Annotated in this window: 20 protein-coding genes; 9 read left to right on the forward strand and 11 right to left on the reverse strand. The window is 73.4% G+C overall.

From position 1 onward, the window contains the following. Positions 1 to 84: 84 nt before the first annotated feature. Entirely contained in the window at positions 85 to 861 is a 777-nt protein-coding gene (locus tag GA0070609_RS20080; protein ID WP_088997855.1) for a DeoR/GlpR family DNA-binding transcription regulator, read from the reverse strand. Between the two features lie 37 nt (positions 862 to 898). Further along, on the reverse strand, positions 899 to 2902 hold the full coding sequence (locus GA0070609_RS20085; protein ID WP_088995206.1) for a beta-galactosidase: 2004 nt from the start codon (positions 2900 to 2902) through the stop codon (positions 899 to 901). 280 nt (positions 2903 to 3182) lie between these two features. Here GA0070609_RS20085 and GA0070609_RS20090 point away from each other — a divergent pair, with 280 nt between their 5' ends. From GA0070609_RS20090 to GA0070609_RS20115, 6 genes are all read left to right on the forward strand, one after another. Then, positions 3183 to 4511 carry an ABC transporter substrate-binding protein gene (locus tag GA0070609_RS20090; RefSeq protein WP_088995207.1) on the forward strand — a complete coding sequence of 443 codons (1329 nt, stop codon included), beginning with the start codon at positions 3183 to 3185 and terminating at the stop codon, positions 4509 to 4511. A gap of 22 nt (positions 4512 to 4533) precedes the next feature. Next, positions 4534 to 5490, forward strand: coding sequence for a carbohydrate ABC transporter permease (locus tag GA0070609_RS20095; protein ID WP_088995208.1), 957 nt, complete (start codon positions 4534 to 4536; stop codon positions 5488 to 5490). Further along, positions 5487 to 6401 carry a carbohydrate ABC transporter permease gene (locus GA0070609_RS20100; protein WP_088995209.1) on the forward strand — a complete coding sequence of 305 codons (915 nt, stop codon included), beginning with the start codon at positions 5487 to 5489 and terminating at the stop codon, positions 6399 to 6401. Before GA0070609_RS20095 ends, GA0070609_RS20100 begins: the two co-directional genes overlap by 4 nt. Beyond that, a complete protein-coding gene (locus tag GA0070609_RS20105) occupies positions 6398 to 8533 on the forward strand; it encodes an alpha-galactosidase (protein WP_088995210.1) in 2136 nt (711 codons plus the stop codon). Before GA0070609_RS20100 ends, GA0070609_RS20105 begins: the two co-directional genes overlap by 4 nt. A 134-nt stretch (positions 8534 to 8667) precedes the next feature. Then, positions 8668 to 9060, forward strand: coding sequence for a YciI family protein (locus GA0070609_RS20110; RefSeq protein WP_231928898.1), 393 nt, complete (start codon positions 8668 to 8670; stop codon positions 9058 to 9060). A 3-nt stretch (positions 9061 to 9063) separates the two neighbouring features. Next, complete coding sequence (locus GA0070609_RS20115; protein WP_088995212.1) at positions 9064 to 10332, forward strand: RNA polymerase sigma factor; 1269 nt, start codon at positions 9064 to 9066, stop codon at positions 10330 to 10332. 75 nt (positions 10333 to 10407) lie between these two features. On the opposite strand, the gene GA0070609_RS20120 is transcribed toward GA0070609_RS20115, so the two are convergent. Then, positions 10408 to 11880, reverse strand: coding sequence for a cellulase family glycosylhydrolase (locus GA0070609_RS20120; RefSeq protein WP_088995213.1), 1473 nt, complete (start codon positions 11878 to 11880; stop codon positions 10408 to 10410). Positions 11881 to 12126: 246 nt separating this feature from the next. Between GA0070609_RS20120 and GA0070609_RS20125 the strand changes: the two genes are divergently transcribed. Together GA0070609_RS20125 and GA0070609_RS20130 are read left to right on the forward strand one after the other, a co-directional pair. After that, entirely contained in the window at positions 12127 to 13089 is a 963-nt protein-coding gene (locus tag GA0070609_RS20125; protein ID WP_088995214.1) for a TIGR03557 family F420-dependent LLM class oxidoreductase, read from the forward strand. Positions 13090 to 13234: 145 nt separating this feature from the next. Continuing rightward, positions 13235 to 14113 (forward strand): alpha/beta fold hydrolase, encoded by an 879-nt coding sequence (locus GA0070609_RS20130; RefSeq protein ID WP_231928354.1) that lies wholly within the window; start codon positions 13235 to 13237, stop codon positions 14111 to 14113. Positions 14114 to 14353: 240 nt separating this feature from the next. Here the strand turns inward: GA0070609_RS20130 and GA0070609_RS20135 are convergent, their stop codons facing one another. The 8 genes from GA0070609_RS20135 to GA0070609_RS20170 form a co-directional block, all read right to left on the reverse strand. After that, entirely contained in the window at positions 14354 to 15268 is a 915-nt protein-coding gene (locus GA0070609_RS20135; RefSeq protein ID WP_157748260.1) for a hypothetical protein, read from the reverse strand. Between the two features lie 91 nt (positions 15269 to 15359). After that, entirely contained in the window at positions 15360 to 15551 is a 192-nt protein-coding gene (locus GA0070609_RS20140) for a SigE family RNA polymerase sigma factor (RefSeq protein ID WP_088995216.1), read from the reverse strand. 96 nt (positions 15552 to 15647) lie between these two features. Further along, on the reverse strand, positions 15648 to 16442 hold the full coding sequence (locus GA0070609_RS20145) for an endonuclease/exonuclease/phosphatase family protein (protein WP_088995217.1): 795 nt from the start codon (positions 16440 to 16442) through the stop codon (positions 15648 to 15650). A 7-nt stretch (positions 16443 to 16449) separates the two neighbouring features. Then, positions 16450 to 17940 (reverse strand): phosphatase PAP2 family protein, encoded by a 1491-nt coding sequence (locus tag GA0070609_RS20150; RefSeq protein WP_088995218.1) that lies wholly within the window; start codon positions 17938 to 17940, stop codon positions 16450 to 16452. Positions 17941 to 18017: 77 nt separating this feature from the next. Then, positions 18018 to 19019: a YihY/virulence factor BrkB family protein gene (locus tag GA0070609_RS20155; RefSeq protein WP_088995219.1), complete on the reverse strand. Its 1002-nt coding sequence runs from the start codon at positions 19017 to 19019 to the stop codon at positions 18018 to 18020. Next, positions 19012 to 20016 (reverse strand): diacylglycerol/lipid kinase family protein, encoded by a 1005-nt coding sequence (locus tag GA0070609_RS20160; RefSeq protein ID WP_088997857.1) that lies wholly within the window; start codon positions 20014 to 20016, stop codon positions 19012 to 19014. Before GA0070609_RS20160 ends, GA0070609_RS20155 begins: the two co-directional genes overlap by 8 nt. A gap of 103 nt (positions 20017 to 20119) precedes the next feature. After that, the gene (locus GA0070609_RS20165) at positions 20120 to 20695 is read right to left on the reverse strand and encodes a Clp protease N-terminal domain-containing protein (RefSeq protein ID WP_088995220.1); all 576 of its coding nucleotides are present in this window, start codon (positions 20693 to 20695) and stop codon (positions 20120 to 20122) included. Further along, a complete protein-coding gene (locus GA0070609_RS20170; RefSeq protein ID WP_088995221.1) occupies positions 20695 to 20931 on the reverse strand; it encodes an HTH domain-containing protein in 237 nt (78 codons plus the stop codon). Before GA0070609_RS20170 ends, GA0070609_RS20165 begins: the two co-directional genes overlap by 1 nt. Before the next feature lie 113 nt (positions 20932 to 21044). On the opposite strand from GA0070609_RS20170, the gene GA0070609_RS20175 reads away from it, so the two are divergent. Further along, positions 21045 to 21833, forward strand: coding sequence for a PP2C family protein-serine/threonine phosphatase (locus GA0070609_RS20175; protein WP_197700173.1), 789 nt, complete (start codon positions 21045 to 21047; stop codon positions 21831 to 21833). Positions 21834 to 21969 lie beyond the last annotated feature (136 nt).

Here is a 21969-nt window from a genome sequence, read left to right on the forward strand (position 1 = left end):
CCGGTCCCGCTCCACCCTGGAACGGGACGCTCACCCGGCACCCTAACCGCCGCCGCTGTGAGCTGCCTGGGAGGCGCGACGGGCTCACTCCACGTCGACCACGATCAGCTCACCGACCTGCTCACCGATCGCGGCCCGCGCCTCGGGCGGCAGCCCGCCGTCGGTGATCAGCACGTCCGCGTCCTCCAGCGGGGCGATGGTGGCGATGCCGATGGTCTCCCACTTGGTGTGGTCGGCCAGCACCACCAGCCGCCGGGAGGCGTTGATCAGGCAACGGTTGATCCCCGCCTCCAGCAGGTTGGGGGTGGTGAAGCCGGTACGCGGGCTCATCCCGTGCACGCCGAGGAAGAGCAGGTCGACGTTGAGGGCGCCGATCGCCGCCTCGGCCACCGGCCCGGTCAGCGCGTCCGACGGGGTGCGGATGCCGCCGGTCAGCACCACCGTCTGGTCGGCCCGGGGGTTCTGGTAGAGCGCGTCGGCGACCGGGATCGAGTTGGTCACCACGGTCAGCCCGCGTACGTCGGCGAGCAGGGTGGCCAGCGCGGCCGTGGTGGTGCCGGCGGAGAGCGCGATCGCCATGCCGGGCTCGACCAGCGCGGCGGCCCGCTCGGCGATGGCCCGCTTCTCGGCCTGCTGGCGGATCGACTTGGCGGCGAAGCCGGGCTCCTCGGCCGAACCGGGGCCGGCCAGCGTCGCCCCGCCGTGCACCTTGTCGACCAGACCCCGCTCGGCGAGCACCTCCAGGTCGCGCCGGATGGTCATGTCCGAGACTCCGAACCGGCTCACCAGGTGACTGACCCGTACCCCGCCGCGCTGGCGGATCAGCTCCAGGATGGCGGTCTGCCGCTGCTGGGCCAGCATCTGGGTAACCTCCTTCGCGGCCGTCACTGTCCGGGTCTCACGCCGGCCCGGCGGCCCGGTCCTCGCGGACCACGGCCACCTCCCCAGCCGGTACGACCAGCTCACCGGCGCACCGCCCACCGGTCAACAGCTCGGTGCCGGTGGCGTCGAGCCGAGCGGGCGCGTCGGTGTGGTTGACCACGAAGAGCCAACTGCGGTCGCCGTCGCGGCGGCGCACCACCTCAACGCCGGGCGGCGCCGCCGCCGCCGGGCGTACGCCGGCCTCGGCCAGCAGCCGGGCCACCAGGCGGTCGGTGGCCGGCTGGTCCAGCCGGGTGCCGAGGTACCAGGCGGCGCCGGCGGCGACCGGGTGCCGGGTCAGCGCCGGCACCCCCGGCAGTGGCCCGTCGGCGTACGCGGCGAGCACCTGCGCTCCCTCGGCGTGCAGCCACTCGGTCCACACGTCGGCGGTCGAGCCGTCGTCGAGGCTGACCCGCTCCCCCTCCCGCAGCGGGAAGAACTCCTCGGTGCGGACCCCGAGCAGGTCCCGGAACGCGCCGGGGTAGCCGCCGAGCCGGATGTGGTCGTGCTCGTCGACGATGCCGCTGAAGTAGGTGACCAGGGCGGTGCCGCCGGCGGCGACGAAGGCGCGCAGCGCCGCGGCGTGCGCGTCGCTGACCAGGTAGAGCGTGGGCACCAGCACCAGCCGGTAGCCGGACAGGTCGGCCGACGGGTGGACGATGTCGGCCGTGACGCCGGCCCGCCAGAGCGAGTCGTAGAGCGCCCGGAGCCGGTCGCCGTAGGTGACGTCGACGCTGGGGTGGGAGTCCAGTTCGGCACCCCACCACGCCTCGTAGTCGAACAGGATGGCCACCTCGGCGTCCACCCGGCTGCCGCGTACCTCGGCCAGGTTGGCCAGGTCGGCGCCGAGCCGGCACACCTCGCGGAACACCTTGGTCTCCGGCCCGGCGTGCGGCACCAGCGCGGAGTGGAACTTCTCCGCGCCGGCCCGGGACGCCCGCCACTGGAAGAACAGCACGCCGTCGGCGCCGCGGGCGACGTGCGCCAGGCTGTTGCGGCGCAGCTGCCCCGGCGTCTTGGCGACGTTGCGCGGCTGCCAGTTGACCGCGCTGGTGGAGTGCTCCATGAGCAGCCACGGCGCGCCGCCGGCGACCCCGCGGGTGTGGTCGGCCGCCAGCGCCAGCCCGACGTGCGCGTCCGGGTCGGCGGCGGTGAGGTAGTGGTCGTTGGCGACCAGGTCCACGTCGGACGACCAGGAGTGGTAGTCGAGGTACTTGATGCCGGTGCCGATCATGAAGTTGGTGGTGACCGGTTGCCGCACCAGCCGGCCCAGCACCTCGCGTTCGGCCCGCAGTTGGGCGCGCTGCTCGTCCGAGGAGAAGCGCAGGAAGTCCAGCTGCTGGGTGGGGTTGGCGAAGGTGGGCGCGAGCCGTGGCGGGTTCACCTCCGCCCAGTCGCCGTAACGCTGGCTCCAGAAGGTGGTGCCCCAGGCGTCGTTGAGCCGGTCCAGGTCACCGTGGCGCTCGCGCAGCCAACGACGGAACGCCTCCGCGCTGACCTCGCAGTAGCAGTGCACGTTGTGGCAGCCCAGCTCGTTGGAGACGTGCCACATCACCACCGCCGAGTGCTCGGCGTAGCGGGTGGCGACCGCCTCGACCAGCGCGAGCGAGCGCTCGCGGAACACCGGCGAGCTGGGGCAGTACGCCTGCCGGCCACCCGGCCAGAGCACCGCGCCGTCGGCCCGCCGGGGCAGCGTCTCGGGGTGCCGGTGGGCCAGCCAGGGCGGCGGGCTGGCGGTCGCGGTGGCCAGGTCCACCTGGATGCCGCCGCGGTGCAACACGTCCAGCGCCCGGTCCAGCCAGCCGAACTCGAACCGGCCCGGCTCCGGTTCGAGCAGCGCCCAGGAGAAGATGCCGACCGAGACGAGGTTGACCCCGGCGCGGCGCATCAGCTCGACGTCCTCGGCCCAGGTCTGCTCGGGCCACTGCTCGGGGTTGTAGTCGGCACCGAAGTAGATGTGATCGCCCTGCCATCGCCGCATGGCAGCAGAGCGTGCCCCGACGACGTTGGCAAGTCAACAGTTTCCAACATCGACCAGGTTTCCAACGTTTACCTCGTAACGGCCTTGTCACGACTGGGTTATCGGTGCCTGACCTACCCCTTGACAGCGACGGATCGGCGAGTAGCTTGAGGCGCCACTGGCAGTTCGTGTTCGCCAATGTGGATTCACGGTGGATCCGGATGTGGGATCACGACCGGCCGGCCCCGCCACCACTGACGGCCCTCGGGCGCAGCGCACCTTCTCATCCGCAGGAGGCACCATGTCCCGTCCCCGATCCCACGCCGAGTACCTGGCCCGTCTCGTACCGCCCTCCGTCGCCGGCCTGAACCGGCGGTCCCTGCTGGCCGGCGCGGCCGGCGCCGGCGCGCTGCTCGGCACCGGCCTGCTCGCCGGCTGCGGTGGTTCCGACTCCGGTGGGTCGGGCGGCAAGACGGTCACCCTGGGCTCCAACCAGTCCGACCCGAAGCCGAAGGACGTCATCGCCAAGGTCATGGACGGGTTCCAGACCTCCTCCGGCCTTCAGGTCTCGATCAACACCGTCGACCACAACACGTTCCAGGAGAACATCAACAACTACCTCCAGGGCAAGCCGGACGACGTGTTCACCTGGTTCGCCGGCTACCGGATGCGCTTCTTCGCCGCCCGCGGGCTGGCCGGCGACCTCAGCGACGTGTGGGGCAAGCTCTCCGGCTACTCCGACGCGTTCAAGAAGGCGTCGACCGGCGACGACGGCAAGCAGTACTTCGTACCGGCGTCGTACTACCCGTGGGCGATGTTCTACCGCAAGTCGGTCTGGCAGCAGTACGGCTACCAGGTGCCCAAGACGCTCGACGACCTGACCAACCTCGCCGGGCAGATGAAGAAGGACGGCCTGATCCCGATCGCCTTCGCCGACAAGGACGGCTGGCCGGCGATGGGCACCTTCGACATCCTCAACCTGCGGATCAACGGCTACCAGTTCCACGTGGACCTGATGGCCGGCAAGGAGGCGTGGACCTCGGACAAGGTGAAGAAGGTCTTCGACACCTGGGCGGGCCTGCTGCCGCTGCACCAGCCGGACAGCCTCGGACGCACCTGGCAGGAGGCGGCCCAGTCGTTGCAGCAGAAGAAGTCCGGCATGTACCTCCTCGGGCTCTTCGTGGGCCAGCAGTTCAACAACGACGAGCAGGACGACCTGGACTTCTTCACCTTCCCCGAGATCGACCCGGCGATCGGCGCCAAGGCCCTGGACGCGCCGATCGACGGCTACATGATGGCCCGCCGCCCGAAGGCGGAGGACAACGCCAAGAAGCTGCTGGAGTACCTCGGCTCGAAGGCGGCCGCGGACATCACCGTGAAGAACGACCCGAGCACCCTGGTCGCCAACGGCCAGGCCGACACCAGCGGCTACACCGCACTGCAGAAGAAGGCCGCCGAGCTGGTCGGCTCGGCCACCGAGATCGCCCAGTTCCTGGACCGGGACACCCGCCCGGACTTCGCCTCGACGGTGATCATCCCGGCCTTCCAGCAGTTCATCAAGGACCCGAAGGACATCAGCGGCCTGCTGACCAGCATCGAGAACCAGAAGAAGTCGATCTTCACCGACTGACGGCGAGAGGGGGAGGACAACCGTGTCCGACCTGCCCCTGATCCAAGCGGATCGCGCCGTGCCGTCGCCGGCCGCGGCCACCCCCACGGGTGGCCGTGGCCGCCGGCTACGGCTCCTGTCCCGCACCGACCGCGTGGTGATCGCGCTGATGGTGCTCGTACCGCTGCTGCTCGTCGTCGGCCTGGTCTGGCTGCCGGCGCTGGCCACGGTGGCGCTCTCCGGCACCGACTGGGACGGCATCGGCCCGTTGAGCGAGATCGAGTGGGTCGGCGGCCGCAACTACGCCGACGTCGTCCAGATCTACCCGCCGTTCGTGCCGGCCGTGCAGAACAACCTGCTCTGGCTGGCCGCGCTGTTCGTGGTGGCTACCCCGCTCGGGATGTTCCTGGCCGTGCTGCTCGACAAGGAGCTGCGCGGCAGCCGGTTCTACCAGACCGCGCTCTACCTGCCGGTGGTGCTCTCGCTGGCGCTGATCGGCTTCGTCTGGCAGTTGCTCTACTCCCGCGACCAGGGCCTGATCAACGGGGTGTTCGGCACCGACGTCGACTGGTACGGCGACCCGGACGTCAACATCTGGGCCGTGCTGGTCGCCTCCGCCTGGCGGCACGTCGGCTACATCATGCTGCTCTACCTGGCCGGGCTGAAGGGCGTCGACCCGTCGCTGCGCGAGGCCGCGGCGGTGGACGGCGCCTCCGAGGCCAGCACCTTCTTCCGGGTGGTGTTCCCGGTGCTCCGCCCGATCAACATCATCGTGCTGGTGGTGACGGTGATCGAGTCGCTGCGCGCGTTCGACCTGGTCTGGGTGGTCAACAAGGGCCGCAACGGGTTGGAACTGCTCTCCGCGCTGGTCACCCAGAACGTGGTCGGCGAGGCCAGCCGGATCGGCTTCGGCTCGGCGCTGGCCACCATCATGCTCGTCGTCTCGCTGGTCTTCATCACCATCTACCTGGCCACCGTGATGCGGGAGGGGCGCCGATGAGCACCGCGACGACGCCCCGCGCGGCCGACCTGGCCGCCGCCCCGCGCCGGCAGCGTCGGCCGTTGCGCCCGCAACGGGTGGTGCTGCACGCCTTCCTCATCGCGGTGGCGCTCGGCTGGCTCTTCCCGATCCTCTGGGCCGTGCTGACCTCGCTGCGCTCCTACGAGTACACCGCCGCGAACGGGTACGTCTCGTTCGGCGGCTGGACCCTCGACAACTACGTCACCGCCTGGCGGACCGCCGAGTTCGGCCAGCACTTCCTCAACTCCGTCTACATCACGGTGCCGGCGGTGCTGCTGACCCTCTTCCTCGCCTCCTGCGTGGCGTTCGTCATCGCCCGGTTCAGCTGGAAGGTCAACATCGTCCTGCTCGGCCTGTTCACCGCGGCGAACCTGCTGCCCCAGCAGGCCCTGCTGATCCCGCTGTTCCGGCTCTTCACCCAGGTACCGCTGCCGGCGTTCATGAGCGACTCGGAACTGCTGTACGACAGCTACTGGGGGCTGATCCTGGTCAACGTCGCCTTCCAGTGCGGCTTCTGCGTCTTCGTGCTCAGCAACTACATGAAGGCGCTGCCGCGCGACCTGTACGAGGCGGCGATGGTCGACGGGGCCAGCGTCTGGCGGCAGTACTGGCAGGTCACCATGCCGCTGTGCCGGCCCGCCCTGGCGGCGCTGGCCACCCTGGAGGTGACCTGGATCTACAACGAGTTCTTCTGGGCCACCGTGCTGATGCGCACCGGGGACAAGTTCCCGGTGACCAGCTCGCTGAACAACCTGCGCGGCGAGTTCTTCACCGACAACAACCTGGTCTCGGCCGGCTCGGTGCTGGTCGCGATCCCCACCCTGGTCATCTTCTTCCTGTTGCAGAAGCAGTTCGTCCGGGGGCTGACGCTGGGAGCTTCCAAGGGATGACGATCGTCCACCTGCACCGCGGCGGGACGCACCTGGTGCTCGACGCGCGCGGCCCCGGCCTGCCGCGCGTCGTGCACTGGGGCGGCGACCTCGGCCCGCTCGACGCCGACGGGCTGCGGCAACTCGCCGAGGCGAGCATCGCGCCCGTGGTGCCGAGCAGCTTCGACACGCCCACCGTGCTGTCCCTGCTGCCCGAGGCGAGCGCCGGTTGGAGCGGCCGCCCCGCGCTGGCCGGGCACCGGGAGCGAGCCGCCTGGTCCACCGCGTTCCGGCTGGACGACCTCGACGTCGCCGACAGCGGCACGGGATCCGCCCGGGTCACCGTCCGGGCGGTCGACGCGGACGCGGCGCTGTCGCTGACCGTCGAGATCGAGCTGGACCCGACCGGGCTGCTGCTGCTGCGCCACCGGCTGCGCAACACCGGCGCCACCGCGTATGAACTGCGCGAGCTGACCCCGGTGCTGCCGGTGCCGCCGGTCGCCACCGAACTGCTCGACCTGACCGGCCGGTGGTGCCGGGAACGCGCGCCGCAGCGGCACCCGTGGCCGATGGGCGCCTGGGTCCGGGAGGGCCGACACGGCCGCACCGGGCACGACGCCACCCTGCTGCTGGTCGCCGGCACGGCCGGGTTCGGGTTCGGCCACGGCGAGGTGTGGGCGGTGCACACCGCGTGGAGCGGCGACCACGTCACCTTCGCCGAGCGGCGGCCCACCGGCGAGTCCACGCTCGGCGGCGGCGAGCTGCTCGCCCCCGGCGAGGTGCTGCTCGCCCCCGGGGCGGAGTACGCCACCCCACTGCTCTACGCGGCCTGGTCCGACGCCGGCCTGGACGGGCTGAGCGACGTGCTGCACACCCACCTGCGCGCCCGGCCGGGACACCCGCGCGGCCCCCGCCCGGTCACCCTGAACGTCTGGGAGGCGGTCTACTTCGACCACGCCCTGGACCGGCTGCGCGCGCTGGCCGACCACGCCGCCGAGATCGGCGTGGAACGGTTCGTGCTCGACGACGGCTGGTTCCGCGGCCGGCGCGACGACACCGCCGGGCTCGGCGACTGGTACGTCGACGACGGCGTCTGGCCGGCCGGGCTGCACCCGCTGATCGAGCACGTCACCGCCCGCGGTCTGCGGTTCGGGCTCTGGGTCGAGCCGGAGATGGTCAACCCCGACTCCGACCTGTTCCGCGCCCACCCCGACTGGGTGCTCGCGGTGCCCGGCCGGCTGCCCCCGCCGTGGCGCAACCAGCAGGTGCTCGACCTGGCCAACCCGGCGGCGTACACATACCTGCTGGACCGGCTGGACGCGCTGCTCACCGAGCATCCCGGCATCGGCTACCTCAAGTGGGACCACAACCGGGACCTCACCGACGCCGGCCACCACGGCCGGCCCGGCGTGCACGAGCAGACCCTGGCGGTGTACCGGCTCCTCGACGAGCTGCGCCGCCGCCACCCGGCGGTGGAGATCGAGAGCTGCGCCTCCGGCGGCGCCCGGGTCGACCTGGAGATCCTCGCCCGCACCGACCGGGTCTGGGCCAGCGACTGCAACGACGCCCTGGAGCGGCTGGCCATCCAGCGCTGGACCGGGCTGCTGCTCCCACCCGAGCTGGTCGGCAGCCACATCGGACCGGAGCGCTCGCACACCACCCACCGGGTGCACGACCTCGGCTTCCGGGCCGCCACCGCACTCTTCGGCCACTACGGCATCGAGTGGGACATCGGCTCCATCGAGCCCGCCGAGCGGGTCGAACTGGCCGCCTGGGTGGCGCTGCACAAGCGGCTCCGCCCGCTGCTGCACGCCGGGCGGGTGGTCCGGGTGGACCACCCCGACCCGGCCGTCTGGGCGCACGGCGTGGTCGCCCACGACCGCTCCCGGGCGGTGTACGCGGTCACCCGGCTGGCCACCTCGGTCGCCCAGGTGCCCGGCCCGGTCCGGCTGCCGGGCCTCGACCGGCGGCGCCGCTACACCGTCCGGCCGGCGGGGGACGGACCCGGACCGGCGACCCTGGACCGGGTGCCGCCGCCGTGGCTGGCCACGGGCACGACGCTGACCGGCGCGGCGCTGGGCACTGCCGGGTTGCAACTGCCCGCGCTGCACCCGGAGCAGGCGCTGCTGCTGGAGGTCACCGCGCTGGACTGAGGCTCTCCCGGCCCGGCCGGAGATCCGCCGGAAATTTCTCCGCCGGGGATGTCGAGAACGGGTGCGCCTGCTTCTACCTCAGGGTGAGAGCACCGATGATGGTGCGCAGACGTGAGGAGCCAGACGTGAAGTACATGTTGCTGATGCAGTTCAGCTCGGCGGGCACCGACTTCCCCTCGATCGAGACGTGGACGCCCGAGGAGATCCAGGCGCACATCGGCTTCATGGGGGACGTCAACGCGAAGCTGGTCGCCGACGGGGAGTGGGTCCAGGGCGAGGGGCTCGCCGGGCCGGCGCAGGCGAAGATCGTCCGGGCCGGCGCGGACGGGGCGCCGGTGGTCACCGAGGGCCCGTTCGCCGAGACCAAGGAGTTCCTCGCCGGCTGGTGGATCGTCGACACCGACAGCCCGGAGCGGGCCGTCGAGATCGCCGCGCACATCTCCACCGCGCCCGGCCCGGGTGGCCGTCCGCTGAACATGCCGATCGAGGTCCACCCGGTGATGTCCGCGCCACCGCAGGAGATGTGACGCCTGTCCGCACCTGACCGACCCGTCGAGGACCTGCTGCGCGAGCTGGCGCCGCAGGTCCTCGGCGTGCTCGCGCGCCGGTTCGGTGACTTCGCCACCGCCGAGGACGCGGTGCAGGAGGCGCTGCTGGCGGCGGCGACCCAGTGGCCCGGCGACGGGCTGCCGGACAACCCGCGCGGCTGGCTCATCCAGGTCGCGTACCGCCGGATGGTCGAACTGGTCCGCGGCGAGGCGGCCCGGCGGCGCCGGGAGGATCTGGTCGCCCGGCGCGAACCGGACGACCGGCAGGTCGTGCCGGCGGCCGACGAGCAGCTGACGGCCGACCGCGACGACACCCTGGTGCTGCTCTTCCTCTGCTGCCACCCGGCGCTCTCGCCGGCCTCGCAGATCGCGCTGACCCTGCGCGCGGTGGGCGGGCTCAGCACCGCCGAGATCGCCCGCGCCTTCCTCGTGCCCGAGGCCACCATGGCCCAGCGGATCAGCCGGGCCAAGCAGCGCATCCGCAGCTCCGGCCTGCCGTTCCGGATGCCCGACGAACGGGACCGCGAGCGGCGGCTGGCCGCGGTGCTGCACGTGCTCTACCTGATCTTCACCGAGGGGCACACCGCCAGCCTCGGCCCGGAGCTGCGCCGGGTGGACCTGGCCGAGGAGGCCATCCGGCTGACCCGGGCGATGCACGCGCTGCTGCCCGACGACAGCGAGGTCACCGGCCTGCTGGCGCTGATGCTGCTCACCGACGCCCGCAGCGCGGCCCGGACCGGGCCGACCGGCGAGCTGATCTCGCTGGCCGAGCAGGACCGGAGCCGCTGGGACGCGGCGCTGATCGCCGAGGGCGTCGCGCTGGTCACCCGGGCGCTGCCGCGCGGGCCGGTCGGGCCGTACCAGCTCCAGGCGGCCATCGCGGCACTGCACGACGAGGCGCCCACCGCCGGGCAGACCGATTGGCCGCAGATCCTCGCTTTGTACCAGGTGCTGGAACGGCACTCCGCCAGCCCGGTGGTGGCGCTGAACCGGGCCGTGGCCACCGCCATGGTGCACGGCCCGGCCGCCGGACTGGACGCCCTCGCCGCCCTGGCCGACGACCCGCGGCTGGCCGGGCACCACCGGCTACACGCGGCCCGCGCCCACCTGTACGAGATGGCCGGCGACCGCGATCGCGCGGTACACCACTACCGGCTTGCCGCCGGGCTGACCACCAGCCTGCCCGAGCAGCGCTACCTCACCGTACGGGCCGCCCGGCTCGCCACCGCCGAGGGCGTCGCCCTGTCCTGACCTGCGCTTCGCCGAGTGCCGGACCGGCGGGGTGGCCGGGCCCGCGCGAAGGCCCGGCCACGTGCTGTTCGCCGGTCAGCTGGCGGCGCAGCTCACCGCCGGCACGGCGTTGGCACCGTTCCAGCTGGCGATGAAGCCGAAGCTGGTGCTCGCGCCGGCGCCGAGCCGGCCGTTCCAGTCCACGTGGCGCGCGGTGACCGCCGACCCGCTGCTGGTCAGCCTGGTGTTCCAGGACTGGTTGACCGCCTGGCCGTTGGCGAGCGTCCAGGTCGCCGTCCAGCCGGTGATGGCGGCCGACCCGGCGGTCACCTTCACCTCGCCCTGGAAGCCGCCCGGCCACTGGTTGACCACCGTGTAGCTGGCCGTACACCCGCCCGGCGGCGGGGTGGTGGGCGGCGGGGTGGTGGGCGGCGGGGTGGTGGGCGGCGGGGTGGTGGGCGGCGGGGTGGTGGGCGGCGGGGTGGTGGGCGGCGGGGTGGTGGGCGGCGGGGTGGTCGGGGGCGGGGTGGTCGGGGGCGGGGTGGTCGGGGGCGGCGTGGTCGGCGGGGGCGTGGTCGGCGGGGTGCCGAAGACGGTCGCCTCCCGGGCGGTCTGCCGGATGCCGTTGGCGCCGTTGAAGATGCGCTGGCCCCAGCCGGTCAGGCTGGCCGGGTTGAAGTTGGTGGCCATGTCGAGGTACTCGACGCCGCCGCCGTTGCCGCTCCACGACCAGCCGAGCCAGCCGATCCCGTTCGCCTGGGTGTAGGAGAAGATCGATTCCTCGTCCGGGTCGCCGTCGGAGTGGTTGTGGCCGAACTCGCCGACCACGATGGGCAGCCCGGCGCTGCGGAACCGGCCGAGGTAGTCGCTGATCTCGGCGGCGGTGTCGAAGACGCCGTACATGTGGACGGAGAAGACGGTGTTGCGGTCCGGGTCGGCGGCGAACACCGACGTGGCGTTGTCGCGCATGGTGAACGCCCAGTCCTGGCCCCAGTTCGGGGCGTCCACCATGATCGTGTGGTCGAAGCCGGCGGCGCGCAGCCGTTTGATCGCGTTGCTGGTGTCGGTGGTCCAGGCCGCGTACCCCTGGTTGCCGTACGGCTCGTTGCCGATGTTGACGATGAGGTACTCCTCCTCGCCGGTGAGCACGTCGGCGAGGCTGATCCAGTAGTCGACGGCCTGGTCCAGGCTGGCCGCGCCGCTCTGCTCGCCGTAGCCGGTGGTGTCGTGCACCTCCAGCACGCAGATCAGCCGGTTGGCCTTGCACAGCGAGATCACGTTGGCGACGTCGGCGTTGGTGTTGCGGGTCCAGCGCTGGCCGCTGGCCAGCACCACCCGGACGCTGTTCGCGCCGAGGGCCTTGACGTCGGCGAACGAGCTGGTCTGCTGCGGGTACCAGGTGTGCGCGTGGTTGACGCCGCGCATGACGAACTCGGCGCCGTTGGCGTCGTAGAGCTTGCCGTTGGCGACGGTGAAGCCGGCGGCGGCCTGCGCCGGTTGGCCGAACGCCAACACGGCGGCCAGGAGGGCGAGCAGGGCCGCGCCGGCGGCGGTGAGTCGTGTCTTCATGGCCTTCCTCAACGGGAGGACCCCCACTGCCCGGTGGGGAGGGAACTGACAGGGAGAGGCGACCGCAGCCCGACGGCCGCCGCCCGGATCCCGGCGCAGGGATCAGCGTAGGCCGATGGGTTCGGGAACGCAATGAACCGGTTAAGGTCCGGCTCTCGGACGCCACCGACGAACCGGACGGGAGGGTTGACCGACGCCCGCCCGGGTATCCGGGGATGATCCGCCCGGGTCGGAAGGAGAGGCGTCATGGTCAGCGTCGGCTACACCCTGATGTGCGAGCAGGCCGGTCCCAAGCAGTTGGTCGACCACGCGGTACGGGCCGAGGCGGCCGGCTTCGACCAGCTCGTCGTCTCCGACCACTACTACCCCTGGCTGGACTCCCAGGGGCACTCCCCGTACGCCTGGTCGGTGCTCGGCGCGGTCGCGCACGCCACCAACCGGGCGGCGCTGATGTCCTTCGTCACCTGCCCGATCCGCCGCTACCACCCGGCGGTGGTGGCGCAGAAGGCGAGCACCGTCGGAGTGCTCTCGGACGGCCGGTTCACCCTCGGCCTGGGCGCCGGGGAGAACCTCAACGAGCACGTGGTGGGCGGCTGGCCGCACGTGCAGCAGCGGCACGAGATGTTCGAGGAGGCGCTGCAGATCATCCGGCCGCTGCTGAACGGGGAGACACTGACCTTCTCCGGCAACCACTACGACGTGCCGGACGCGTACGTCTGGGACCGCCCCGACACCCCGGTGCCGATGGCGATCGCCGCCTCCGGCCGGCAGTCGGCCACCCTCGCCGCCGAGTACGGCAACGGCGTCATCGCCACCGAACCGGACCCGCACATCATCGAGTTGTTCGAGGACGCCGGCGGCGCCGGCCAGCCCCGGTACGGGCAGGTGGCCATCTGCTACGGCCCCGACGAGGCCGAGTGCCGCAAGATCGTGCACGACCAGTTCCGCTGGTTCGGGCTCGGCTGGAAGGTCAACGCCGAGCTGCCCGGCCCGGAGGGGTTCGCCGCGGCCACCCAGTTCGTCCGCGAGGAGGATGTCGCCGAGGGCATCTCCTGCGGGCCGGACGTGGACCGGCACGTCGAGGCGTTCAAGAAGTTCGTCGACGCCGGCTTCACCCACGTGGCGATCGTGCAGGTGGGCGCCGACAGCCAGCCGATGTTCCTGGACTGGGCGCAGGAGCAGCTGCTCCCGCGACTGCGCGAACTGTGAGCCGGAGGCGGCCCGGCCCGGGGGGCGCCGCGCGAGCCGCGCGGCGCCAGCCGTGAGGCCGGGACGACGGCCGGCGGCGAAGCCGGCCGGAACCGCGACCAGCCCGCGCCGCCAGCACGGGTGGCCCGACCTGGTGGAACGGGCGGTGGGCGCACCCCGACCAGGGGCGCCCGGCCGGGCGACGCAACCGTCGACCCCGGCCATCCCACCGGGGCGTTTCGGCCCGGCGGACCTCCGCCTGGCGTTCGCCGCACCGCGCCCGGCGGCCGGACTGACCAGCGAATGGCGGCTGGTCGCCGGGCTGCGGACGCACACCCGCCGCGGCGGCGACCCGGGCAGCGACGCACCGCCCGTGGTGCTGGTGCACGGGCTGGCCGTCTCGCACCGCTACCTCACCCCGCTGGCGCTGGCGCTGGCCACCAGCCATCCGGTGTACGTGCCGGACCTGCCCGGCTTCGGGCTCTCCGCCCGCCCCGGCACGGCCTACGACGTACCCGGGCACGCGGCGCACCTGGCCGCCTGGCTGGCCGCGTACCGGCTGCCGCCGGTCTGCCTGGTCGGGCACTCGTTCGGTGCGGAGGTCGCCGCCGCGGTCGCCGCCCGCCACCCGGACGCCGTCCGCGCGGTGGTGCTGGCCGGGCCGACCACCGACCCGACCGCCCGCTCCCGGCGGGGGCAGATCGGCCGGTTCCTCGTGGACACCGTCCTGGAGGCGCCGTTGCAGGCGCCGATCCTGCTCCGCGACGTGTGGGACGCCCGTCCCTGGCGGGTCTCCGCCACGCTGACCCACTCGGTGCGCAACACGGTGGAGGCGGACCTGGTCCGGATCGCCGCCCCGACCCTGGTGGTCACCGGCGCCCGGGACCCGGTGGTGCCGCCGGCCTGGCGGACCCAACTGGCCCGGCTCGTGCCGGACGCTCGGGAGGTGGTGGTGCCCGGCGCCGCGCACAACGTCGCCACCACCGCACCGGCGCAGGTCGCCGCCGCGATCCGCCGTTTCCTCGATCCGTCCACGAAAGGGTGACCCGATGCGCTTCGGAAACGTGGAGATCCGCCCGCTCGGCGGCGGTGTCGGCTGCCTGCTGATGATCCTCTTCTCGCTGGTCGCCTCGATCGTCCTGACCGTCCTGCTCAACCTCGTCTTCTGAACCGCGCGGCCCGCGGAGCGCGGCCCGCGGAGCGATCTTGGTAGTAGTGGCCCTTGTGGGGCCGTTTCCTACCAAGATCCGCTTTGCTTGACGCGCGCCGGCAGTGTGCGGGGCGGTCAGCGGCGGAGGCCGAGGGCGACCAGCACCTCGCGGGTGGTGATACGGATCGGGTGCAGGACGGCGTGCCGGAGCCAGCGGGCGGTTGGGGTGACGGTGGCCCGCCAGGCGGCGGCGATAGCCCGCCCCACCGGCACCACGGCGTGCCGCCACAGCCAGCCCGCCCCGCGCACGAACGGCCGCAGCGTGACGACGTACCCCCACCAGAGCAGCCGGCCGGCCGCCCACCACGCCCAGCGGAGCACGCCGAGCAGCACCCGGGCCACGGCCGCCGCCGCGCGGAGCAGCACCCGGACGACGGCCGCCGCCCCGCGCCGCAGCCACCGGCCGGCGGCGGTCAGCCCGGCCAGCAACAGCCGGCCGAGCGGCGCGAGCCGGCGGGCCAGCCACGCCGCCGGCAGCCACACCAGGTGGTACGCCAACCAGGCCAGCGGCGCCCAGACCACCGTGCGCGCCAGCCAGCCGAGCCCGCGCCCCAGCCACACCAGCGGAACCCAGACCAGGTTGCGGGCAAGCCAGGCCAGTCCCCGCCCCAGCCACACCAGCGGCACCCAGACGAGGTTGCGGAACAGCCAGACCAGCGGCTGCCAGATCAGCGTCCGGGCGGCCCAGGCGAGGCCGCGCCCGAGCCAGACCAGCGGCAGCCAGAGCGCGTGGTGCAGCAGCCACCGCAGCGGGCGCAGCAGCCAGCGGTCGACGAACCGGCCGATCGGTGCGAGCAGCCACCGGTGCAGCGCGGCTCCGATGGCCGCGACCAGTTCCCAGGCGAGCCGGACCGGCAGCACCACGACGAGGGCGATCCCACGGGCGACGGCGGCCACCAGCGGCGCGGGAGCATCGGACGGGACCGGCGGTCGGGGCGGCGCCAGGGCATCGGATGGTGCCTGCGGCCGGGGCGGCGCGGGGTCGATCACCGGGTCACCGTAGCCAGCCGGGGCAACGGCCGCCGCCCCGGTTGGCCACGGTCAGACACCGCGGTCCGGCCGCCGCGAGCCAACCCAGCTGCTACACCGGCTGCCACGTCGCCATGGCGTCGGGGCCGTCGAACTGTCGTACGGCGGCGGCGAGCGCGAAGGCCCCATCCCCCACGTCGTCGGCCCGGTCGCCGTCGCCGGTCAGCAGGTACGCGGTGCGCCGCAACTTCGGGGTGGCCCCGGTGACGAACTCGACGTACTCCTGCTGCTGTGTCGCCTGCATCGGCCACTCCCCGCTCCGGTCCGCGCGACTTCACCCGTACCGATGACTGCCGGAGCGGAAAGGGTTGCACGCCCGCGCGGCCGGTCTTGCCGCCGCTCAGGCCGGGGTCAAGTCCAGCTCGGCGACGACCGGGTAGTGGTCGGAGGCGTACTCCGTCGCACCACCGCGGATCACCCGGCAGCTACGCACCCGGGCGGCGAGTGCGGGCGTACCGAGCAGGTAGTCCAGCCGCATCCCGGCGAACTCGCCGCCGCCGTGCCGGGTGGGCACGGTCAGCCCCTCGTCCGGCGTCCCGACCGGGTACAGGTCGACCAGGCCGGCCTCGAGCAGCCGGGCCACCGCCCGGCTGTCCACCGTCCGCCCGTCCCGGCGTAGGTGCCGGCGACGGTACGGCGGGGCCAGCCTGCTGATCCGGTCGGTGTGATCGGTGACCGGGTCGAGGGTGTTCAGGTCGCCGGCCAGCAGCGCCAACTCCCCCGGCGCCCGGCGCAGCGCGGTCGCCACCCAGCCCGCCTCGACCAGCCGACGGGTGCCCGAGTACGGATCCAGGTGGGTGCTCAGCACGGTGAGCGGGCCGGCCCCGGTGGCCAGCACCACCCGCTGGGCGGCGTGGTGGAACGGCCGGCGCAGCGGGCCGGCGCCCACCACCCGCCATGGTGGGCGGACCAGCACCGCGACGGGCTGCCCGAAGCAGGAGCGGGCCAGGTGGCCGCGCATCCCGAGCCGGGCGGCGAGCCCGGCCAGCGCGCCGGCGTCGAAGCCGCGCAGCTCCTGGAGCGCGAGGACGTCGGGCCGCTGCCCGGTGAGCACGGTGAGCAGCCGGTCCTGCCGGTCGGGGCCGCCCCGGTCCCGGCCGCCGGTGCGGATGTTCCAGGTCAGCACCCGCAGCACGGGCCGCTCACTCCACCCGGGCGGCCTTGGCCAGCTCGTCGTCGAGGCTGCGGACGTCCTCGGACTCGATGCTCGGCCGGTTGCCCTCGCGCAGGTCCTCGTTGGGTCGGACGACCCAGTACAGCAGCCCGATCCAGAGTGTGGTGAGCAGGATCGCGCCCATGAAGTCGGTCGGGTGGTGCATGCCCCGGTACATCCGGGAGACCGCCACGCCGACCGGCATGACCACCGCCAGCGCCACGAAGATCCACCGCCACCAGCGGTCGGTACGCGGGAAGACGATCAGGGTGATCGCGATCCAGACGCAGAGCGTGGCCGCGATGTGCCCGGACGGGAAGGACGAGGTGGGCATCGGCCCGTCCAGGTTCCCCACCGGCGGGCGCGGCCGGTCCACCGCGGCGGCCGCGGCGAGGAAGAGGCTCAGCTCGCCGAACATGGTCAGCGCCACGAAGAGCACCGGCCGCCAGCGCCGCCACACGGCCAGCACCAGCGGGCAGAAGACCAGCGAGATGAGCAGGATGGCGTGGGTGTCGCCGGCCTTGCTCCACCACCAGCTGACGTCGTCCCGGGCCCGGGTGCGGTGCTCGGCGAACCACTGCGGCACGTCGGTGTCGAGGGTGGCGAAGAAGGTCCCGCCGGCGTGGTAGCTGACGAACATGCCGAAGCCGTAGAGCGCGCCGAGCACCAGCACCCAGCCGACGATCAGCTCGAACACGGCGGCCCGCGGGTGCGGAAGCAGATGTGCCTCGTCGGGGGCGGGCGCCACGTCGTGCGCGGCCTCGGGCTCCAACCCCTCGGTGATCGGTGGCACCGGCCGGCCGCGCTCCAGCCGCCACAGCCGGAAGGCGTACGCGGTGACGCCGAGCCAGGCGGCGCCGAGCAGCCAGGCACCGAGCACGTCGGAGACGAAGTGCACGCCGAGCGCGATCCGGGTCAGCCCGATGAGCACCACCACGGCGGCGACCAGGGCGATCGCGGGCTTGCGCCAGCGGCGCGACATGGCCGGCAGGAAGACCAGCAGCAGCGCCCCGTAGGCCACCATCGAGCCGAGCGCGTGCCCGCTCGGGAAGCTGTCCCCGGCGTAGCTGCCGATCGGCACCTCCACCTCGGGGCGCAGCCGGTCGACCAGCGTCTTCAGCGCCGGGTCGAGGATGAGTGCGCCGAGGCCGGTGACGATCAGGAAGACCGCGAGCCGGCCCTGCCGGCGGATCAGCAGGCCGATCACGGCGACCGACACCAGCCAGATGATGACCGCCCGGCCACCGAGGTCGGTGAGCGCGTTGAGCACGGTGACCAGCGGCCCGTGCGGGGCGACCAGGTCGTTGAGCCAGGCGGCCACGCCGTGGTCGACGTCGTACAGCGGGGTCCACCGCACCCGGACCAGGACCAGCAGGATCCCGAAGCCGACCCCGGCCCCGAGCACCAGCGCCAGGCCGGCGAGGGTGCGTTCGGTGAAGTGACCCAGGGGTCGTCGCAACGCCTCTCGGACCGTGGTCACGGCAGCCTCCCTTTCGCCTTCGGCGTGCCGCTTGTACCCGATCGACGATTCCCGTACACCGGCCCGGCGGGGCACCGCTAGAGCGAGGTCATCTCGCCGGTGTCGAAGACCTCGTCCCGCTCGGCCTCGGGCTCCCACAGGTCGGGCTGGGCCGGTTCCTGCACGCCGATGCGTACCGCCTCCAGCTGGGCGGCGAAGGCCAGCCCGCCGAAGAGCGCCATCCCGGTGAGGTTGGCCCAGAGCAGCAGGGCCATCATCCCGGTGAGCGCGCCGTAGGTCTGGCCGAACCCGTCGCTGAACGCCACGTAGGCGGCGAGCAACAGGCTGGCCAGCCACCACAGCGCGGTGGCGATGGCGGCGCCGAAGATCAGCCAGGACAGCCCCGGCTGCTTGCGCCGGGGGGCGTGCCGGAACAGAACGGCCACGGCCAGCACGGTCAGTCCGAGGCTGAGCGGCCAGCGGATCACGTCCCAGAGGCCGTGGACGGCCTCGCCCCACTCGTAGTGCCGCTGCACGGAGTCGCCCATCGGGCCGCCGCCGACCAGGATCAGGAAGCCGGTGAGCGCCGGCACGCCGGCGGCCAGCGCGAGGACCGCGGCGCGCAGGTACTTCCAGAGCGCCGGGCGGTCCCGCTCCACGCCGTAGATCCGGTTGGCGCCCCGCTCGATCTGGGCCATGGTGCTGGTGAGGGCCACCAGCCCGGTCAGCAGACCGAGGCTGAGCGCCAGCTCACCGGCGCGTTCGGTGCTCTCCCGCTCGCCGAGCAGTTCGGCCACCATCGGCTCGCTGGCGCCGGGGGTGAGCGCCAGGACGGTGTCCGCGACGACCTCCCCGCCCTCCTCCACGCCGAGTTCGCTGATCAGCCCGGTCAACGCGATCATGAACGGCACCACGGCGAGGCAGAGTTGCAGCGCGAAGGCGCGCGAGTGGCTGAACCCGTCGCCGTAGCGGAACCGGATGAAGGCGTCCCGCAGCAGGTGCCAGCCGCCCTCCCGGCGCAGGGTGTGCCAGGCGTCGTCGGCGGAGAGTTCCTCGTCGGCCATCAGCCGGGTTTCCGGCACCATCCGGGTGCTACTCACGGCGGGCCTCCTCGATCAACTGCTCGCCCCGCTCGGCCGCGGCGTCGACGTCCACCGTCAGGTCGCGCGCCCGCTCCGGCTGCGGTACGCACAGCCAGAGCGCCCGGCGGCGGATCTCGGCCTTCAGCGTGCGGCCGGGCGCGATCAGGTCGCCGTCGAGTTCCCGGGGCTGGGCCCGGTTGCTGGTGATCTCCACCCGCCGGCAGCGGAAGACCTCCATCCGCGGCACCCGGTCCTGGCGGCGCAGCACGGCCCAGCCGAGCGCGAGCCAGTGTCGCAGGGTACGCGGGGTGAGCACCGCGACGTCGAGGTAGCCGTCGTCCGGCTCGGCCTCGGTCAGCAGGGTCAGCCCGCCCTGGAGCCGGCCGACGTTGGCGACCAGCACCGACCGGGCCCGCCGGCGCAGCGGCTGCTGGTCGTCGAGGCGGATGGAGACCCGCATCGGCCGGTCCCGCAGGTGCCGGACGGCCCCGACCACGTACGCCGGCCAGCCGATCCGCGCCTTGGTCGTCTCGCTGGTCGCGGCGAGCATCTGGGCGTCGAAGCCCATCCCCGCCATCACGGTGAAGTAGTGGTCCTCGACGGCGCCGACGTCGAGCAGCCGCCGTCCGCGCTCGACGGCGACCTCGATGCCGGCGGCGAGGTCGGTGGAGAGGCCGAGGTTGGCGGCGAGCAGGTTGCCGGTGCCCTGGGGCAGCACCGCCAGCGCGACGTCGGTGCCGACCAGCCCGCGGACGCAGGACATCACGGTGCCATCGCCACCGCAGGCGAAGACCACTTCGACGCCGGCCTCGACGGCCTGCTCGGTCTGGCCCCGGCCCGGGTCCTCGACGGTGGTCTCGTACCACAGCGGCTCCGGCCAGCCGGCGGCGGCGAGCGCGTCGGTGACGGTGCCGCGCAGCTCGTCGAGGTCGGCCACCTTGACCGGGTTGACCACCACGGCGGAGCGCGGCCCGCCGGCGCCCGCCGCCGGTCGGCTCTCCTGTCCAGCATCCACGGCGCCAGTGTGCAGCACCTCGGAGCGTTCAGCGAGCCCACGCGGACCGCCCGTTGACAGTGCCACAGACAGGTTTGGAAACGCGGCCCGGCTGCCCGCCGGTTCAGGCAGCGGTGCGCAGCGCGACCTCCACCCGGCGGCGCAGGTCGTCGAGGTCGAGCCCGGCCTCGGTGAGCACCAGCGCGGCCAGCCCGCGCCCCTCCCGCAGCAGCCCGAGCAGGATGTGCTCGGTGCCGATGTGGTTGTGCCGCAGCCGGACCGCCTCGCGCAGGGACAGCTCCAGCACCTTCTTGGACCGGGGCGAGAACGGGCCGCCCGCGTACCGCCGGCGCCACCAGCGGCGCGGCGCCGGCGGCGCCTCGCGGAGCGCGTCCGGACCGAACGACTCCTCGATCCGGGCCACGATGGCGGCCAGGTCGATGCCGATCTCCCGCAGCGCCGCGGCGTCGGCTTCGGCGAGGCCGGTGCCGCCGTGTGCGACGTGCCGGCGGATCCGCTCCCGCAGGTCGTCGCCGCGGACGCCGGCCTCGGCGAGCACCCGCGCGGCGAGGCTGTCGCCGTCGGCGAGCAGCGCGAGGAGCAGGTGCTCGGTGCCGACCGGCCGCTGCCCCTCGCTCCGGGCCTCCTCGCGGGCCTGCCGCACCACCGTGCGGGCGCGGTCGGTGAACCGCTCGAACATCACGCCTCCCAGGATTGTCCGACCGCCGGTCGACCGGCGTGCTTCTTGTGGACCGCCTGCCGGCTGACCTCGAGCGCGTCGGCGATCTCCTGCCAGGACCAGCCCTGTCGACGGGCGTTGTCCACCTGGACCACCTCGAGCCGCTCGAGCAGCCGGCGCAGCGCGCGGACGGCGCGCAGGCCGACCCGGGGGTCGGTGCTGCCCGCGGCCGCCGCGAGTTCCGTCGCCTGACTCATGCCGTCAACTTACGTTGACATGGCGGGGATGTCAACCCTCGTTGACACCCAAGGTTGGTCGCCCGGTGCTACGGTCCGCCCCGTGTCACACCCGCCGTGTCCCCCTCGCGCCGGTGAGCGCCGTGGCCGGTGACTCCGTCGGTCCCCTCCGGACGCACCGCTGGTCGGCCGGCGGGCTCACCCTGGACTGCGCCGGAGGCAGCGTCATCGGCAACCGCTACCGCGCGAACTACGACGTGCTGCACGTCGACCCGGCGCTGTCGTTCGCGGCGGTGGCCGACGGGATGGGCGACGGCGAGGGCAGCCGGCGGGCCGGCGCCGCCGCGATCGGCACGCTGGTCGAACAGGTCCGGGCCGCGTGGCCGGCCGCCGGCCCCGGCCCGTTGCGCGCCGCGGTTGCCCAGGCGCAGGCAGCCGTACGCGCCGCCGGCGCCGGCCGGCCCGAGCTGACCGGCTGTACGCTCACCGCCCTGCTGGTGGAGCCGGACGGCGGCCAGGGCTGGCTGGCCCAGCTCGGCGACTCGCGCGCCTACCGGCTCAGCGATGGTCTGCTGGAACTGATCACCGTGGACCACACGGTGGCCTGGCTCGGCGTCGTGCACGGCTGGTACCCGGCCGACTCCCCCGCCGCCGCCCGGGCCCGCTACCAGCTCACCCGGTACGCCGGCCACCCCGACGGACCCGAGGCGGACCTGCTCGCCGTCACGCCGCGCCCCGGTGACACCTGGCTGCTCTGCACCGACGGGGTCAGCGACCAGGTCGACTACCACCGGCTGCGGGAACTGCTGTCGACCCACCAACCGGCCGACGCCGTCCGCGCGCTGCTGGACGCCACGCTGGCCGCCGGCGGCGACGACAACGCCACGGCCGCCGTCATCCGCGTCCACGCCTCAGCCCGCTGACCCGATCGACAGCCAGCCCACCCGGCCCAGGTCCGGATACGCCGCAGGGCCGGCACCCGGGGTGGGTGCCGGCCCTGCGGTCGGTGGATGTGCTGCTGGCCGACACCCGGTGTGGGTGTCGGCCAGCAGTCCCCCT

This window comes from Micromonospora echinaurantiaca (assembly GCF_900090235.1).
GTDB lineage: Bacteria > Actinomycetota > Actinomycetes > Mycobacteriales > Micromonosporaceae > Micromonospora > Micromonospora echinaurantiaca.

What these genes read in the sequence shown, in the direction of transcription:
- GA0070609_RS20105 (WP_088995210.1), top strand. Translation starts at nt 6,398, where the DNA reads ATGACGATCGTCCACCTGCACCGCGGCGGGACGCACCTGGTGCTCGAC.
- GA0070609_RS20170 (WP_088995221.1), bottom strand. Translation starts at nt 20,931, where the DNA reads ATGAGTCAGGCGACGGAACTCGCGGCGGCCGCGGGCAGCACCGACCCC.
- GA0070609_RS20140 (WP_088995216.1), bottom strand. Translation starts at nt 15,551, where the DNA reads ATGCAGGCGACACAGCAGCAGGAGTACGTCGAGTTCGTCACCGGGGCC.
- GA0070609_RS20100 (WP_088995209.1), top strand. Translation starts at nt 5,487, where the DNA reads ATGAGCACCGCGACGACGCCCCGCGCGGCCGACCTGGCCGCCGCCCCG.
- GA0070609_RS20165 (WP_088995220.1), bottom strand. Translation starts at nt 20,695, where the DNA reads ATGTTCGAGCGGTTCACCGACCGCGCCCGCACGGTGGTGCGGCAGGCC.
- GA0070609_RS20080 (WP_088997855.1), bottom strand. Translation starts at nt 861, where the DNA reads ATGCTGGCCCAGCAGCGGCAGACCGCCATCCTGGAGCTGATCCGCCAG.
- GA0070609_RS20085 (WP_088995206.1), bottom strand. Translation starts at nt 2,902, where the DNA reads ATGCGGCGATGGCAGGGCGATCACATCTACTTCGGTGCCGACTACAAC.
- GA0070609_RS20120 (WP_088995213.1), bottom strand. Translation starts at nt 11,880, where the DNA reads ATGAAGACACGACTCACCGCCGCCGGCGCGGCCCTGCTCGCCCTCCTG.
- GA0070609_RS20125 (WP_088995214.1), top strand. Translation starts at nt 12,127, where the DNA reads ATGGTCAGCGTCGGCTACACCCTGATGTGCGAGCAGGCCGGTCCCAAG.
- GA0070609_RS20110 (WP_231928898.1), top strand. Translation starts at nt 8,668, where the DNA reads ATGTTGCTGATGCAGTTCAGCTCGGCGGGCACCGACTTCCCCTCGATC.
- GA0070609_RS20090 (WP_088995207.1), top strand. Translation starts at nt 3,183, where the DNA reads ATGTCCCGTCCCCGATCCCACGCCGAGTACCTGGCCCGTCTCGTACCG.